General features: G+C 69.4%; 11 protein-coding genes and 4 tRNA genes. 11 read left to right on the top strand and 4 right to left on the bottom strand.

What is annotated here, in order from left to right:
- Positions 1-21 precede the first annotated feature (21 nt).
- From pstC to pstB, 3 genes are read left to right on the top strand one after another with little or no spacing between them, the layout of a single operon-like run.
- Positions 22-1,068, top strand: coding sequence for a phosphate ABC transporter permease subunit PstC (gene pstC, locus AC3DE3_RS12835; protein ID WP_260487371.1), 1,047 nt, complete (start codon positions 22-24; stop codon positions 1,066-1,068).
- Positions 1,068-1,982: a phosphate ABC transporter permease PstA gene (gene pstA, locus AC3DE3_RS12840; RefSeq protein ID WP_260487374.1), complete on the top strand. Its 915-nt coding sequence runs from the start codon at positions 1,068-1,070 to the stop codon at positions 1,980-1,982. The genes pstC and pstA overlap by 1 nt, the downstream gene beginning before the upstream one ends.
- A gap of 9 nt (positions 1,983-1,991) precedes the next feature.
- Positions 1,992-2,768, top strand: coding sequence for a phosphate ABC transporter ATP-binding protein PstB (pstB, locus tag AC3DE3_RS12845; RefSeq protein ID WP_260487376.1), 777 nt, complete (start codon positions 1,992-1,994; stop codon positions 2,766-2,768).
- 87 nt (positions 2,769-2,855) lie between these two features.
- On the opposite strand, the gene phoU is transcribed toward pstB, so the two are convergent.
- From phoU to AC3DE3_RS12860, 3 genes are all read right to left on the bottom strand, one after another.
- Entirely contained in the window at positions 2,856-3,638 is a 783-nt protein-coding gene (gene phoU, locus AC3DE3_RS12850; protein ID WP_488370236.1) for a phosphate signaling complex protein PhoU, read from the bottom strand.
- A 95-nt stretch (positions 3,639-3,733) separates the two neighbouring features.
- Positions 3,734-4,912, bottom strand: a complete 1,179-nt coding sequence (gene dusB / locus AC3DE3_RS12855) for a tRNA dihydrouridine synthase DusB (protein WP_488370237.1) — start codon at positions 4,910-4,912, stop codon at positions 3,734-3,736.
- Positions 4,913-4,992: 80 nt separating this feature from the next.
- A tRNA-Lys gene (locus tag AC3DE3_RS12860) sits at positions 4,993-5,065 on the bottom strand.
- Between the two features lie 103 nt (positions 5,066-5,168).
- On the opposite strand from AC3DE3_RS12860, the gene AC3DE3_RS12865 reads away from it, so the two are divergent.
- The 7 genes from AC3DE3_RS12865 (at position 5,169) to AC3DE3_RS12895 (ending at position 12,159) form a co-directional block, all read left to right on the top strand.
- Positions 5,169-5,241, top strand: a tRNA-Glu gene (locus AC3DE3_RS12865).
- Between the two features lie 274 nt (positions 5,242-5,515).
- Positions 5,516-5,589: transfer RNA gene (locus AC3DE3_RS12870), tRNA-Asp, on the top strand.
- A gap of 51 nt (positions 5,590-5,640) precedes the next feature.
- Positions 5,641-5,714 (top strand) — tRNA-Phe (locus AC3DE3_RS12875).
- Between the two features lie 86 nt (positions 5,715-5,800).
- Complete coding sequence (locus AC3DE3_RS12880) at positions 5,801-9,040, top strand: arabinosyltransferase domain-containing protein (RefSeq protein ID WP_488370238.1); 3,240 nt, start codon at positions 5,801-5,803, stop codon at positions 9,038-9,040.
- Between the two features lie 80 nt (positions 9,041-9,120).
- A complete protein-coding gene (locus AC3DE3_RS12885) occupies positions 9,121-9,906 on the top strand; it encodes an enoyl-CoA hydratase (protein ID WP_260487384.1) in 786 nt (261 codons plus the stop codon).
- A complete protein-coding gene (locus AC3DE3_RS12890) occupies positions 9,894-11,093 on the top strand; it encodes a CobW family GTP-binding protein (RefSeq protein ID WP_260487386.1) in 1,200 nt (399 codons plus the stop codon). Before AC3DE3_RS12885 ends, AC3DE3_RS12890 begins: the two co-directional genes overlap by 13 nt.
- A gap of 181 nt (positions 11,094-11,274) precedes the next feature.
- Positions 11,275-12,159: a LuxR C-terminal-related transcriptional regulator gene (locus tag AC3DE3_RS12895; RefSeq protein ID WP_256820132.1), complete on the top strand. Its 885-nt coding sequence runs from the start codon at positions 11,275-11,277 to the stop codon at positions 12,157-12,159.
- Positions 12,160-12,193: 34 nt separating this feature from the next.
- Here the strand turns inward: AC3DE3_RS12895 and AC3DE3_RS12900 are convergent, their stop codons facing one another.
- Complete coding sequence (locus tag AC3DE3_RS12900; protein WP_260487390.1) at positions 12,194-12,769, bottom strand: cob(I)yrinic acid a,c-diamide adenosyltransferase; 576 nt, start codon at positions 12,767-12,769, stop codon at positions 12,194-12,196.
- A gap of 72 nt (positions 12,770-12,841) precedes the next feature.
- On the opposite strand from AC3DE3_RS12900, the gene murA reads away from it, so the two are divergent.
- On the top strand, positions 12,842-14,125 hold the full coding sequence (gene murA / locus AC3DE3_RS12905) for a UDP-N-acetylglucosamine 1-carboxyvinyltransferase (protein WP_488370239.1): 1,284 nt from the start codon (positions 12,842-12,844) through the stop codon (positions 14,123-14,125).
- Positions 14,126-14,531 lie beyond the last annotated feature (406 nt).

Genomic DNA, 14,531 nt, shown 5'->3' on the forward strand with positions numbered 1-14,531 from the left:
ACCTGAGCGACTGAAGGTCTCATGACAGTTCACGAATCCGTCGACCGTGACGCCGGCGAGAACGCCACGTCCGGTGATCCCAGAGACGGCACCGGAAGGGTGTCGGGCGCGGACGGCGGTGGGGGCGGTCTGCACGACGCCCGGTCGTCCCAGAGGATCGACTCCCTGTTCCGCGGACTCACCGTCGCGGCGGGCGGGGTCATCGTCGCGCTCATCGCGCTGATCGGGATCGTCCTCGTCATGCAGGCGACACCGTCGCTCCTGCAGAACAACGTCAACTTCTTCACGTCCTCGGAGTGGAACACCACCGACCCGCAGAACATGCGCTTCGGCATCCTGGATCTACTCAAGGTCACGGTGCTGAGCTCGATCTTCGCACTGGTGCTGGCGGTGCCCGTCTCGATCGGCATCGCGACGTTCCTCGTGCAGTACGCGCCGCCGCGGCTCTCCCGGTCCCTGTCGGCACTCATCGACCTGCTCGCCGCCGTCCCGTCGATCATCTACGGCATGTGGGGGTTGCTCGTCCTCGGACCGTGGATGGTCCCGTTCGCCGGCTGGCTGAACGAGAACCTCAGTTGGATCTTCCTGTTCGGTGACGGCAACGTCACCATCGCGGGCGGCGGCACCATCTTCACCGCCGGCGTCGTCCTGGCCATCATGATCCTGCCGATCATCACGTCCATGTCGCGCGAGACCATCCGCCAGACCCCGTCCCTCCACCAGGAGGCGGCCCTCGCGCTGGGCGCCACCAAGTGGGAGAAGATCCGACTGACCTGCTTCCCGTACGCCAAGTCCGGGATGATCGCGGGTTCGATGCTCGCCCTCGGCCGGGCCCTCGGCGAGACGGTGGCCGTGCTGATCATCCTCCGCGCGGCGAGCTCGGCGAGCACCCTGTCCCTCTTCGACGGAGGTTTCACGTTCGCGTCGAAGATCGCCTCCGGCAGCGCCGAGTTCAACCATCCGCTCCCGACCGGCGCGTACATCGCGGCCGGTCTCGTGCTCTTCATCCTCACCTTCATCGTCAACCTCATCGCGCGGTCGGTGTCCGGTGGAAAGGTCAACGGCTGATGTCACAGGTAACCCCCGACCTCGCCAAACCCGCCAAGCCGGCCGAGACGTTCCTCCCGATCTCCACCAGCCGCAAGATCAAGGACAAGGCGGCGACCGTGGTCTTCACGGTGTGTTTCGTTCTGGCCGTCATCCCGCTGGTCGCCCTGCTGTACAAGGTGATCGCCTCGGGCCTGCCCGCGGTCCTCGACGTGACGTGGTGGACCAACTCCTTCAACCTCGTCGCCCCGTCCTCGATGGCCGGCGGTGTGGGCCATGCGATCTACGGCAGCCTCGTCCAGGCCGCCATCGCGGCGGTCATCTCGATCCCTCTCGGGGTCGCGGCCGGCATCATGCTGATCGAGTACCCCGGGTCGCGGGTCGCCAAGCCCACCACCTTCATGGTCGACGTGCTCGCCGGCGTCCCCTCGGTGGTGGCGGCCATCTTCATCTTCGGCGTCTGGGTCTCGGTGCTGAAGTTCAATCTCAGCGCGTTCGCGGTGTCCCTCGCGCTGGTGCTGCTCATGCTGCCGCTGATCGTGCGGTCGACCGAGGAGATGCTCAAGCTCGTGCCGGACGAGCTCCGCGAGGCCTCCTACGCCCTCGGCGTGCCCAAGTGGAAGACCATCGTCAGCGTCGTCATCCCCACGGCGCTGTCGGGGATGATCTCCGGCATCTTCCTCGCCCTCGCCCGGGTGATGGGTGAGACCGCGCCGGTGCTGATCCTGGTGGGGTACACCGCGCGGTACAACTACGACGTCTTCGAGGGCAACATGGCCTCGCTCCCGTTGCTGATCTACAACCAGCTGTCGAACCCCAACGAGGCCGGCCAGTTCCGGATCTGGGGTGCCGCGCTCACCCTCATCATCATCATCGCGCTGGCGAACGTGCTCGCCACCTTCGCCGCCAAGGCGCTCGCGCCCAAGACCAAGTAAGGACCAGCCATGGCCAAGCGTCTCGACCTCGAGAACGTCGACATCTTCTACGGGGACTTCCACGCCGTGAAGGACGTCGACCTCCACGTGCCACCGCGGTCGGTGACCGCGTTCATCGGCCCGTCCGGGTGTGGCAAGTCCACCGTCCTGCGTTCCCTCAACCGTATGCACGAGGAGATCGCGGGCGCCTACGTCAAGGGCTCCATCAAGCTCGACGGAGTGGACATCTACGACAAGAAGATCGACCCGGTCGCGGTGCGGCGGACCATCGGGATGGTCTTCCAGCGCCCCAACCCGTTCCCCACGATGTCCATCAAGGAGAACGTCGTGGCGGGCCTCAGGCTCCAGGGCGTCAAGAACAAGAAGACCCTCGACGAGGTTGCCGAGAAGTCGCTGCGGGGCGCCAATCTGTGGAACGAGGTCAAGGATCGTCTCGACAAGCCCGGTGGCGGGCTCTCGGGCGGGCAGCAGCAGCGCCTGTGCATCGCCCGCGCGATCGCCATCGAGCCGCAGGTGTTGCTGATGGACGAGCCCTGTTCCGCACTCGACCCGATCTCGACTCTGGCGGTGGAGGATCTCATCTCCGAGCTGAAGAACGAGTTCACGATCGTGATCGTCACGCACAACATGCAGCAGGCTGCCCGCGTCTCCGACCAGACCGCGTTCTTCTCCCTCGAGGCGACCGGCATGCCGGGCCAGCTGGTGGAGGTCAACTCCACCGAGAAGATCTTCTCCAACCCGGACAACAAGCAGACCGAGGACTACGTCTCCGGACGTTTCGGCTGACCCGCGTTCGAGCACGCGGACCAGTGCCCCGGTGTCGGCCTCGCGGCCGGCTCCGGGGCACTCGTCCATCCGCGTCCGGTCGGGGGGTCAGGCGTCCCCGGCAGGCCCGTCCCCGTCGGCGGCCTCATGGCGGGCGATGCGCTCCTTGAAGGTGCGGTCCGTCTCGTTGAACTGACGCACCAGCTCTTCGCTCGAGGGGGACGGCCGCTCGGGGTCGTCCTCGGGCACTGTGGCGTACTCGCCGGTGGCCAGGAAGATCACGCGTTGGGCGACCTCCACGGCGTGGTCGGCGAACCGCTCGTAGTACCGGCCGAGGAGCGTGACGTCGACTGCGCACGCGACGCCCCACTTCCACTCTCGCACCGTCAGCAGGGTGAACAGGTGCCGCCGGAGGTCGTCGACGGCGTCGTCCTGCTGCGCCAGCGTGGCCGCTTGCTCGGCATCGCGGTTGAGGAGGACCTCGGTCGCCGAGCGACCCAGCGAGACGGCGACCCGGCCCATCTCGGCGAGGTATCCGTTGACCGGCTCGGGGAGGACCGGCTCGGGGTGACGTCGGCGGACGATCTTGGCGACATGGCCGGCCAGGGTGCCCATGCGGACGAGGTCCTGCACCAGCTGGATCGAGGTGACCACCTGCCGGAGGTCGCGGGCGACGGGCGCCTGGAGGGCGAGGAGCGCGAAGCCACGTTCCTCGTTCTCGGTCGCCAGCCTGGACATCTCCGACGCGGACTCGAGGACCTTCTCCGCGGCGACGAGGTCGACCTGGAGCAGGGCATGGGTGGCCAGCTCCATGTCATCGGTCGCCAGGGAGCACATCCGGGCCATGGACGTGGCCAGGCCCGCGAGTTCTTCGGAGTAGACGAGACGCATGTTGCCAGGATACGCGCATGTCAGCGCCGTGATCGGCGGCGCGGTGAACGACCGGTGAACTCACGGGATCGGCAGGCCCGCCCGGCCGCGCGGGCTCAGCCGCCCGAGTTCTCGGCGTCAGCGCCCTCGAGCGCGGTCGCGTCGTCCTCGGGGTCGTCGAGCCAGCCCTCGGGGAGCAGCACCCTGGAGGGGGAGCCCTGACGACCCCGCGGGCCGTAGCCGTCGGAGGGGAAGGGCTCGTCGGCGGGGAGATCGGCGAGCAACTCCGCGAGGTCGTCCAGGGTGCGGACGGCGGACAGCCCGACACGCTTCTCGGACCCGGCGGGGAATCCGCGGAGGTACCACGCGACGTGCTTGCGGATGTCGCGCATCCCCTTGTCCTCGCCGTGGTGCTGGGCCAGGAGCTCGCCGTGGCGGTACATGATGCGCGCGACCTCACCGAGGGTGGGCGGGACCGGCGCCTCACGGCCGTCGAGCCGGGCGGCGAGTTCCGAGAACAGCCAGGGACGTCCCAGACAACCGCGACCGATCACGACGCCCGCGCAGCCGGTCTCCTCGCGCATCCGCACGGCGTCCTCCGCGGAGAAGATGTCACCGTTGCCCAGGACGGGGACGTCCGAGACGGCGCCGATGTGCTCGACCAGCCGGGAGATTTGCGACCAGTCGGCCTCGCCCGAGTAGCGCTGCGCGGCGGTCCGGGCGTGCAGCGCGACGGCTTGGGCGCCCTCCTCGACGGCGATGCGGCCGGCGTCGAGATGGGTGTGGTGGGCGTCGTCGATCCCCACCCGCATCTTCACCGTCACGGGGATGTCCGTGCCCTCCGTCGCGCGGACCGCCGCCGCGACGATCGACCGGAACAGTCGGCGCTTGTAGGGAATGGCGGACCCGCCACCGCGCCGCGTGACCTTGGGGACGGGACACCCGAAGTTGATGTCGATGTGGTCGGCGAGGTCCTCGTCGACGATCATCTTGGCCGCCGCATAGGTGTACTCCGCGTCGACCGTGTACAGCTGCAGGCTGCGCGGTGACTCGTCCGGTGCGAACGTGGCCATGTGCAACGTTGCGGGCTGGCGCTCGACCAGTGCGCGTGCCGTGACCATCTCGCAGACGTACAGACCGGAGACCGACCCCTGCTGCTCCCGCTCGATCTCGCGGCACAGGGTGCGGAACGCGACATTGGTGACCCCGGCCATCGGGGCCAGGACGACAGGCGAGGCGAGTTCCAGCGGGCCGATGCGCAGAGCGGGGGCCGCGGTGGCGGTGGGTGCGGACATGGTCGTGATTCTCCCAGCGGGGCGCGGACAGGTCCAATGGACCGGCACACGGGGGCCCGGGGTGTCGTCTGACGACGTTGTGCCCCCAGTCGGGCTCGAACCGACGACCTGCGGATTAAAAGTCCGTAGCTCTACCAACTGAGCTATAGGGGCGACGGCCACGATACCGTCCGCGTGTGTGGTTGGTTTATCCGCCCGGTGGGTGGTGCCCTACACTGGATCCCGCTGCGGACCGGGGCACCCGGACGTGGCGTAGGCCCCCTTCGTTTAGCGGCCTAGGACACCGGCCTTTCACGCCGGCAGCGCGGGTTCGAATCCCGTAGGGGGTACATACAGCCGGGGTCCCGGTCACCATGAGGTGGCCGGGACCTCGTGCATCCGCGGCCCTCCGCCGCGACGATTCACGCCCCCCTGCTGTGGCGTGTGCGACCAGGGATGGCCCGAGGTGTGTGTGCGTCCGCGTCGTCGGACGGAACGCCGGTCCGTCATGTCGAGGGCAGCCACCGCCGAAGCGCCCCTGAACTGCTCTGATACGCGGCGCGGGGGGCCGATTTGCGCAACGGCCCAGCGGTCCACTAATGTTCTTTCTCGTGCGAAGAGCACGGCCCTGTGGCGCAGTTGGTTAGCGCGCCGCCCTGTCACGGCGGAGGTCGCGGGTTCGAGTCCCGTCAGGGTCGCACGAGGCAACCGGCGCATTCGGTGTTCACCGGATGCGCCGGTCGTCTTAGGGCCAGGTAGCTCAGTTGGTACGAGCGTCCGCCTGAAAAGCGGAAGGTCGTCGGTTCGATCCCGACTCTGGCCACAACGATCCGAACGCGCCGAGGGGACCCCCCTCCGGCGCGTTCGTCGTTTCGGGGAACCTCCACCCCTCGTTATAGCGTGGTCGTCATGCCATCGACTGCCACCGAGGTTCCTGACGTGCCGGAGAAGTCCCGACGAGGACCTCGGTTGGGGATCGTGGCCACGGTCAGCGGGATCATCGGCATACTCCTGGCGGTCATCGTGCCGCTGCTGCCGGTCACGCAGACGACCACCACCGTCAGCTGGCCCGACGCGGGCACGCTCGAGCCGGTCACCGCCCCGCTCGTCGCCTACTACCCTCTCGACCTCACCGTCGAGGTGCCGTGCACGGCCGTCGGTCAGTTGCTCGACGGCCGCGAGGACGGCGTGCTGGTATCGACCGCGCCCCGCGAGGCGGGGGAGAACGCGGGGTCCCGCGCGCTCATGGTCTCCGTCGCCGGCCCCAACGTGGAGGTCCGCAGCCGCAACGCGCTCGTCGCCTCCGCGCCCACCGCTGCGGTCACGGCGGCCGGCGCGTGCTCCACGATCCGCGTCACCGCCGACTCCGGGTCGATCGGTGCCGAATTCGTCGGTCTGGAGATCGACGGGCAGGGGGTCGGCGGCCGGATCGACGCGGACCTCCGCCCACAGGTCGTCGGAGTGTTCACCGACCTGGAAGGCGCCGCACCGGAGGGCATGGCGGTCGACATCACGGTCGACTCCCGCTATACCACCCAGGCGACCGCCCTCAAGCAGATCGCGATCGTCCTGGGGGTCCTCGCGATCGTCGTCGCGCTCATCGCGCTGCACCGACTCGACCTGCGGGACGGACGGATCGCTCGTCGCATCCTCCCCCCGGGCTGGTGGAAGCCGCGACCGTTGGACCTGCTGGTCGTCGCGACCCTCCTGGTGTGGCACGTCATCGGGGCCAACACCGCAGACGACGGGTACATCCTCACCGAGGCCCGCGCGGCCGTGTCCAGCGGCTACATGCCGGAGGTGTTCCGTTATTACGGTGCCCCGTACGCGCCGTTCGGCATGCCGTATTACCTGTACACCGCCATGAGTGCGATCTCACTGGGCAGTGTCTGGCTCCGCCTGCCCGCGCTGCTGCTGGGCATCGCCTCGTGGATCCTGCTGTCCCGGGAGGTCATCCCGAGGCTCGGCATCGCCGCCCGTCGGGCCTCGGCCGTGCGATGGAGTACGGCTGCGGTCTTCCTCGCGTTCTGGCTCACCTACAACAACGGCCTCCGGCCCGAACCGATCATCGCCTTCGGTGTGCTGGCCACCTGGGTCTCGCTCGAGCGGGCGCTCGCGACCGGACGACTGCTGCCGGCGGCCACCGGTTTCATCATCGGTGGACTCACCCTGTCCGCGGCGCCCACCGGCACGTTCTGCATCGCCGTCATCATCGCCGCGTCGCGGCCGCTCCTGCTGCTCGTGATCCGGCGGGCGAAGCGGGACGGATGGATGCCGACCCTCGCTCCGCTGCTGGCGGCCGGGCTGGGCGTGCTGCACCTGATCTTCCTCGACCAGCCCCTGGTCACCACGCTGCAGTCCTCGGCGCTGCTCGGAGACGTCGGCCCGTCCGGCAGCTGGTACGAGGAGGTCTGGCGCTACGAGTGGTTGATGAACCCGACCCCCGACGGCTCGCTGGCCCGCCGGTTCGGGGTCCTCGCGATGCTGCTCTCGCTCATCACCTGCGCGGCGATCCTGTTCCGCAAGGGCCGGATCCCCGGGGTGTCCGTGGGACCCGCCCGCCGCATCGTGGGCCTCGCCGCCATCTCCATCGCGTTCATGGCGCTCAACCCCACCAAGTGGACCCACCACTTCGGGGCCTTCGCCACCATCGGCGCAGCGCTGGCGGCGCTGGTGACCATGGCCGTCCTCCCGGCCGCGACCAGGTCTCTCCGCAACCGCATGCTCTTCCTGGCCGCCGTCCTGTTCGTGCTGGCGCTGAGCTTCACCTCGACCAACGGGTGGTGGTACATCTCCATCTACGGGATCCCGTGGGGAGGAGCCCAGCCCACGATCGCCGGGATCCACCTGTACTCGGTGTTCCTCGGACTGATGCTCCTGGCGCTCCTCGCCGCACTCGTCCTGCACTACCGGGAACCGTTCGTGACGCGGACGGGGCCGGAGCGTGACGGTGGCGACCGCGGACCCGTGCTCCGGCTAGTACGCGAGGTCTCCCACGCCCCACTCGGGGTGGGGGCGGCGCTCGTCGTCGTCGTCATCGTCGCCTCCATGGCCGCGGCGGTCCGCAACCAGTACCCCGCGTACTCGGTGGGCCTGCAGAACCTCCGCGCGCTCTCAGGCGAGCCGTGCGGTATCGCCGACGTCGTGCTCGCCGAGCCGGACGCCAACGCCGGCCTGCTCGCCCCGGTCGGTGACCCCCGCGACCAACTCGAGTCCGGCGGTGAGGCGGTCCGGTTCGCACCGGACGGGATCCCCACCGACCTCACCGCCACCCAGGCCGCGGACACCGACACCCCCGGCACGGGAGAGGGCTCCGACACCACGTCGACCACCGCCGGCACCGAGGGTGGGGTGCGCGCAGGCGAAGGCATCAACGGCAGCCACGCGGTCCTGCCCTTCGGCCTCGACCCCGCCCGCGTGCCGATCCTCGGCAGTTACCAGTCGGGGGCGCAGGTCAACGCCGAGACCACCACGGACTGGTACCCGCTGCCCGGACGGTCCGAGCAGAACCCGCTCGTCACGATCGGCGTGGCCGGGTCCTTCGCACCCGACGCGGTGCTCGTCGAGTACTCCACCGGTGGCGGGGAGTTCGAGGTGGCGGGCTCGGTCGCGCCGATCGACATCGGTCCGGCCCCGTCCTGGCGCAACCTGCGCGTGCCGATGGACACCCTGCCCGACGACGCCACGGCCATCCGGTTGGTCGTGCGCGATCTCGACCCGGACCCGTCGCGGTGGATCGCCGTCACCCCGCCGCGCATGCCCGAGCTGGTGACGATGCAGGACCTCGTCGGGGATTCGCGCCCGGTGCTCCCGGACTGGGCCGTGGCGTTCCACGTCCCGTGCCTGCGGCCGTTCGACGAGTACGCCGGCATCCACGAGCTCCCCGAGTACCGCGTCCTGCCCGATCGCGCGCTGGCCGTGAGCTCCACCAACACGTGGCAGGCGTGGGATGGCGGCGGGCCACTCGGGTTCATCGAGCTGTTGCTCGAGGGCGAGACGGTGCCGACCTATCTCGAGCACGACTGGGACCGCGACTGGGGATCGCTCGTGCGGTACACCCCGCTGGTGCCCGGGGCGCGCGAGGCGACCGTCACCCACGGTGAGGCCGTACGGTCGGGACTGTGGAACGGCGGGCCCCTCGCCCGGTGACCGGCTAGCATCGGTTCCGCCGACTTTTACAAGGACTTCCAAGTAATGGCGGAACGAACCCCAGACGACAGGAGACGCACATGTCCGTGACGGAGAAGCAGTTCGAGAACATCCTGGTCAGCCAGACCGACCGGGTCGCGACCATCACGCTCAACCGCCCCAAGGCGCTCAACGCCCTGTCCAGCGGCATGGAGAAGGAGGTCGTCGAGGCGGTCGAGGCGCTGGACGGCGACGCGGGCGTCGGCTGCATCATCATCACCGGGTCGGAGAAGGCCTTCGCGGCCGGTGCCGACATCAAGGAGATGAAGGACAAGAGCTACCCGGGCATCTACCTCGAGCGGTTCTTCCACGACTGGAAGCGCCTCACCGCTGCGCGCACGCCGATCATCGCCGCGGTGTCCGGCTTCGCCCTGGGCGGCGGCTGTGAGCTGGCCATGATGTGCGACATGATCATCGCCGGCGACAACGCCAAGTTCGGTCAGCCCGAGATCACCCTCGGCGTGATCCCGGGCATGGGCGGCTCGCAGCGCCTCACCCGCGCGGTGGGCAAGGCCAAGGCCATGGACCTGTGCCTGACCGGCCGCCAGATGGACGCCGACGAGGCCGAGCGCTCCGGCCTGGTCGCCCGCGTCGTCCCGGCCGCGGAGCTGCTCGACGAGACCATGAAGGTCGCCACCAAGATCGCCTCCATGAGCAAGACCACGGCCATCGTCGCGAAGCAGGCGGTCAACCGCTCCTTCGAGACCACCCTCGAGGAGGGCCTGCTCGCCGAGCAGAACGCCTTCTACGCGCTGTTCGCCACCGAGGACCAGACCGAGGGCATGTCGGCGTTCGCGGAGAAGCGCAGGCCCGAGTGGCGTCGCTGAACGACGGCCTCAGGCACGGGCACCTCGCCGGGGGCGGTGACGGGACGGGCGACGCCCACCGCGCCCCCGGCGAGCCCCTGCCCGTGCTCGTGTTGACCGGTTACCTGGGCGCGGGCAAGACCACACTGCTCAATCACCTGCTGTCCGGCACCCCGGGGCTGCGCATCGCCGCGATCGTCAACGACTTCGGTGAGATCGACGTGGACGCCACCGCCGTCGCCGGCCGCGTGGACTCCATGGTCTCGCTCGCCAACGGCTGCGTCTGCTGCGAGGTCGACGCCAGCGAGCTCGGCGAGACCCTGACCAGACTCGCCGACCCGGAGCTCGGCCTCGACCTCGCGGTCATCGAGGCCAGCGGGCTGGCCGAGCCGACGGTCCTGTCGCGGATGGTCCACGACGTTCCCCGGCACGTGGCGCGCCACGCCGGAATGGTCCAGGTGGTCGACGCCGAGGGCCTCGACGAGGCCATGACGCGCCATCCGAGACTGGCGGCGCACCTGGCGGAGGCCGACCTCGTCGTCGTCAACAAATGCGACCTCGTCACCCGGGAGCGCTTCGACGAGCTCCGCGCGTCGATCCGCGACCACGCCCCGCGCGTGGCCGTGCTGCCCGCGGTCCGCGCCGCGGTGCCGGCCGGGTTGCTCCTGGAGATGACGCCCGGGAACCCACCCGGATCCGCGACCGCCGGTGGCGGCGACCACCGCCATGGTGAGCACGCGCACCTGCACGACGGCTACACGGCCGTCACGGTGACCCCGGCGGGCCACCTGCACCCGCGACGCTTCCTCGCCGCGGTCTCCGCGCCGCCGACCGGCGCCTACCGCGCCAAGGGCACCCTGACCCTGGCCACCGCGGACGGCCCCCGCCGCTACGAGGTGGCCCTGGTGGGCCGCCGGTTGGAGCTGCGCGCCGGGGGAGCGGGGCCGGAGGGTCTCGTGGTGATCGGCGTGGAGATGGACGACGACGAGGTGGGCCGTTTCCTGGACGGGGCCGTCCTCGCCGCCGGGGAGACGCTCGACCAGACCGCGGAACTGGGCCTGCACCCGTATCTGGTCGGTGACCCGGACTCCAGTGACGTGGAGGAATGGATCTACGACGAACAGCGCACGGCGCCCGTCACCGGGGCCGCGGCGATGCTGGCGGATCCCGAGGATCCGGAGGCATTCGATCCAGCTTTCACGCCCTGAGGACGGCGCGGGAGGGAAGCGGCGACCGGTACCCCCGACGACCTGACGGCAATCTCATGTTCTGGTTCGGCGTCACCCCGACCACGTGCGTATAGTGGCGCTGACGACGCCGAAGTGTCGCACCGGCAGGGGGGTCATCCGCCCGCAGCGGGGGTGCCGCACGGACGAGGGAGGAGACCTCGTGGACGAGGACAACACCGGCCACGGCCCGAGCGGCGCCGGGGATGCCCAGCGACGCAAGCGCGACCTCGCGTCCGTGCGCAGCGCGATCGCCGCTCTCCGCGAGGCGACGGGCATCCCGGTCACGATCGGCGGTGTGGTCGGGGAGGGTCACACCCTGGTCCTGTCCGAGTCCCTCGGCATGCGGACCTCGGCGATGAAGGACCTCAAGGTCCACTACGGCGCAGGCGTGGGCGGCCGGGTCATGGCCACCGGCAAGCCGGTCGGCGTGGCCGACTATCCGCGGGCCGGGGTCATCACGCACGAGTACGACCTCCCCGTCCTCTCCGAGGGGCTCCGGTCGATGGCCGCGATCCCCGTGGTGGTGGGGAAGGACGTCCGCGCGGTGATCTACGCCGGCGTCCACTCCTCGGTCAGGTTCGGCGAGAAGGTCCTCAACCAGATGGCGGCCACGGCCCGCGCGCTGGAGCAGGAGATCGCCGTCAACGACGCGTTGGCGGCCCGCGGCGCCGCCCCGGTCGGCCCGGGTTCCGGCGAGGGGCGGTGGGACGACGTGCTCTCCAACGAGCGCATGCGCGAGACACACGCGCGTCTGCGGATGCTCGCCTCCCGAACCGAGGACCCGGACGTGCGCGCCGAACTCGAGCGCATCTGTGCCGAGATGGTCTCCCCGCCGCCCGAGATGCCCACCGCACGGCTGTCCCGCCGCGAATTGGACGTGCTGGCCTGCGTCGCCCAGGGCAAGACGAACATCGAGACCGCCGCCGACATGGGGATCGGCGCCGAGACCGTGAAGAGCTACCTGCGCTCGGTGATGCGCAAACTCGACGCACACACCCGGTTCGAGGCGGTCAACGCAGCGCGCCGGATGGGCGCGCTGCCCTGACCCCCTGACCCTGCACCGGTAGGTCGCGCTCCGGTCAGTCGCGCTCGCCGCCGGGCACCCACAGGACGTCGCCCTCCGGGTTCGCGACGCGGCCCAGGACGAACAACAGGTCCGACAGCCGGTTCAGATACTTCGCCGGCAGGGCCGACGTCGTCTGCGGGTGCGCCTCGACGGCCGCCCACGCCGAACGCTCCGCGCGTCGGGTGATGGTGCGCGCCACGTGGAGGTATGCGCCCCCCGGGGTCCCGCCGGGCAGGATGAACGACGTTAGGTCGGGCACCTCGGCGTTGAACTCGTCGATCCAGCCCTCGAGGCGGTCGATGTACGCCTGCTCGATACGCAGCGGCGGGTACTTCGGGTTCTCCACCTCCGGGGTCGACAGATCCGCGCCGGCGTCGAAGAGGTCGTTCTGCACCGTCCGCAGTACCGCGGCGACGCGATCGTCGAGCCCGCCGAGCGTCACGGCCACGCCGATCGCCGCGTTGGCCTCGTCGCAGTCCGCGTACGCCACCAGTCGTGGATCGTTCTTGCTCACACGCGAGAAGTCGGACAACCCCGTGGACCCGTCGTCGCCGGTCCGGGTATAGATCTTGGTCAGATGAACAGCCATGTCGGCCAACCTACGCTGCGACGGGACCGCGGCCGGCGCTGATCCCTCCCCCGACTCGCCTAGGGTGGAACCGTGAGCGCTAATCCCACGTCCCGCGAGGAGAGCTTCCTCGTCCGCGGCGGCACCCGACTGTCCGGCGAGATCTCCGTTTCCGGCGCCAAGAACAGCGTGCTCAAGTTGATGGCCGTGGCGCTCATGGCCGAGGGACGGACGACGCTGACCAACTGCCCGACCATCTCTGACGTCCCGGCGATGGCCGACGTCCTGCGCCACCTCGGGTGCACGGTCGAGATCTCCGGCGACACGGTCGTGATCGACACCCCGGCCGAGTTGGGGCACGTCGCCGACGACAAGGCGGCCCAGCGACTCCGGGCATCGGTGTGCATCCTGGGCCCGCTGGTCGGCCGCCACCACCGCGCCGTGATCGCCATGCCCGGTGGCGACGCCATCGGCAGCCGCCCCCTCAACTGGCACCAGAACGGGCTCAACAGGCTCGGCGCCCAGACCCGTATGGACCACGGCCGACTCGTCGCCGAGGCCTCCGAACTCCGGGGCGCGAACTACGAACTGAGCTTCCCGTCGGTCGGTGCGACCGAGACGTTCGTGACCGCGGCGGTCCTGGCGGAGGGCACCTCGGTACTGAAGAACGCGGCCCGCGAACCGGAGATCGTCGACATCTGCGACCTCCTCAACGAGATGGGCGCCCGGATCAGCGGCGCGGGGACCAGCGTCATCACCATCGAGGGAGTGGACGAGCTGACCCCGGTCAGTCACCGGGTGGTCGGGGACCGGATCGTCGCCGCCACCTGGGCGATGGGCGCGGTGATGACCCGGGGCGACGTCACCGTCAATGGGATCGACCCCATGTTCATCCACGTGGTGTTGGAGAACCTCCGTGCGGTGGGTGCCGACGTCGAGACCGGTCCCGACTGGATCCGGGTCTCCCAGGACGGCCGACCGCGGGCCCGCGACATCCGGACCCTGCCCTTCCCGGGGTTCCCCACGGACCTGCAGCCCATGGCGATCGCGCTCGCCTCGGTCTCCGAGGGCGTGTCGGTGGTGACCGAGAACCTCTTCGAGGCCAGGTTCCGGTTCGTCGAGGAGATGGTCCGCATGGGCGTCGACGCGGAGACGGACGGGCACCACGCCAAGATCGTCGGGCGGGAACGCCTGGACTCGGCGACCGTCTGGGCGAGCGACATCCGTGCCGGGGCCGGGCTCGTGTTGGCCGGCATGTGCGCAGACGACATCACCGAGGTCTGCGAGATCTTCCACATCGACCGGGGATATTCGGACTTCGTGGGAAACATCCGCACCCTCGGCGGCGAGATCGAGCGAGTGCCCACCGATCGATGACCCGGATGGGGTCTCCGTTCGCGACTGTCGCGGGAAAAAAGCCTCTGACCAGGCGATTAGTACTTTCGCCGCGGCCCGTGTAACTTTATCGGAGCCGCGAGGGAGCGGGCCGGAGCCGAGAGGCGAGGGTCTGGTTCGGGTGGTGGGAAGGTGTGGGTGGCGGTTCTCCTGGTTTGACTGGGGCGGGCGGGTCACCTACGCTGGAGAAGTTGCCCCGAGAGGGGCGACGGATGGCAGTAACTACCCCGCGAGCTGGTTGTCTTCGGATGGCTGGGGAGTGGTGTGTGGGTGTTGTTTGAGAACTCAACAGTGTGTTTTGTTTGTGATAGTGCCAAATTTTTTGTTTGGTTGCGACCCTTTCACATCCCTGTCGTGGGGGTCGCGTTTTTGGTTTGAACAGCCAGTT

It is taken from the genome of Dietzia sp. IBK-p2-16D (assembly GCF_057773085.1).

Coding starts and splice junctions, on each gene's coding strand:
- AC3DE3_RS12900 (WP_260487390.1), bottom strand. CDS start 12,769: ATGGCTGTTCATCTGACCAAGATCTATACCCGGACCGGCGACGACGGG.
- AC3DE3_RS12880 (WP_488370238.1), top strand. CDS start 5,801: ATGCCATCGACTGCCACCGAGGTTCCTGACGTGCCGGAGAAGTCCCGA.
- pstB (WP_260487376.1), top strand. CDS start 1,992: ATGGCCAAGCGTCTCGACCTCGAGAACGTCGACATCTTCTACGGGGAC.
- dusB (WP_488370237.1), bottom strand. CDS start 4,912: ATGTCCGCACCCACCGCCACCGCGGCCCCCGCTCTGCGCATCGGCCCG.
- phoU (WP_488370236.1), bottom strand. CDS start 3,638: ATGCGTCTCGTCTACTCCGAAGAACTCGCGGGCCTGGCCACGTCCATG.
- AC3DE3_RS12885 (WP_260487384.1), top strand. CDS start 9,121: ATGTCCGTGACGGAGAAGCAGTTCGAGAACATCCTGGTCAGCCAGACC.
- pstC (WP_260487371.1), top strand. CDS start 22: ATGACAGTTCACGAATCCGTCGACCGTGACGCCGGCGAGAACGCCACG.
- pstA (WP_260487374.1), top strand. CDS start 1,068: ATGTCACAGGTAACCCCCGACCTCGCCAAACCCGCCAAGCCGGCCGAG.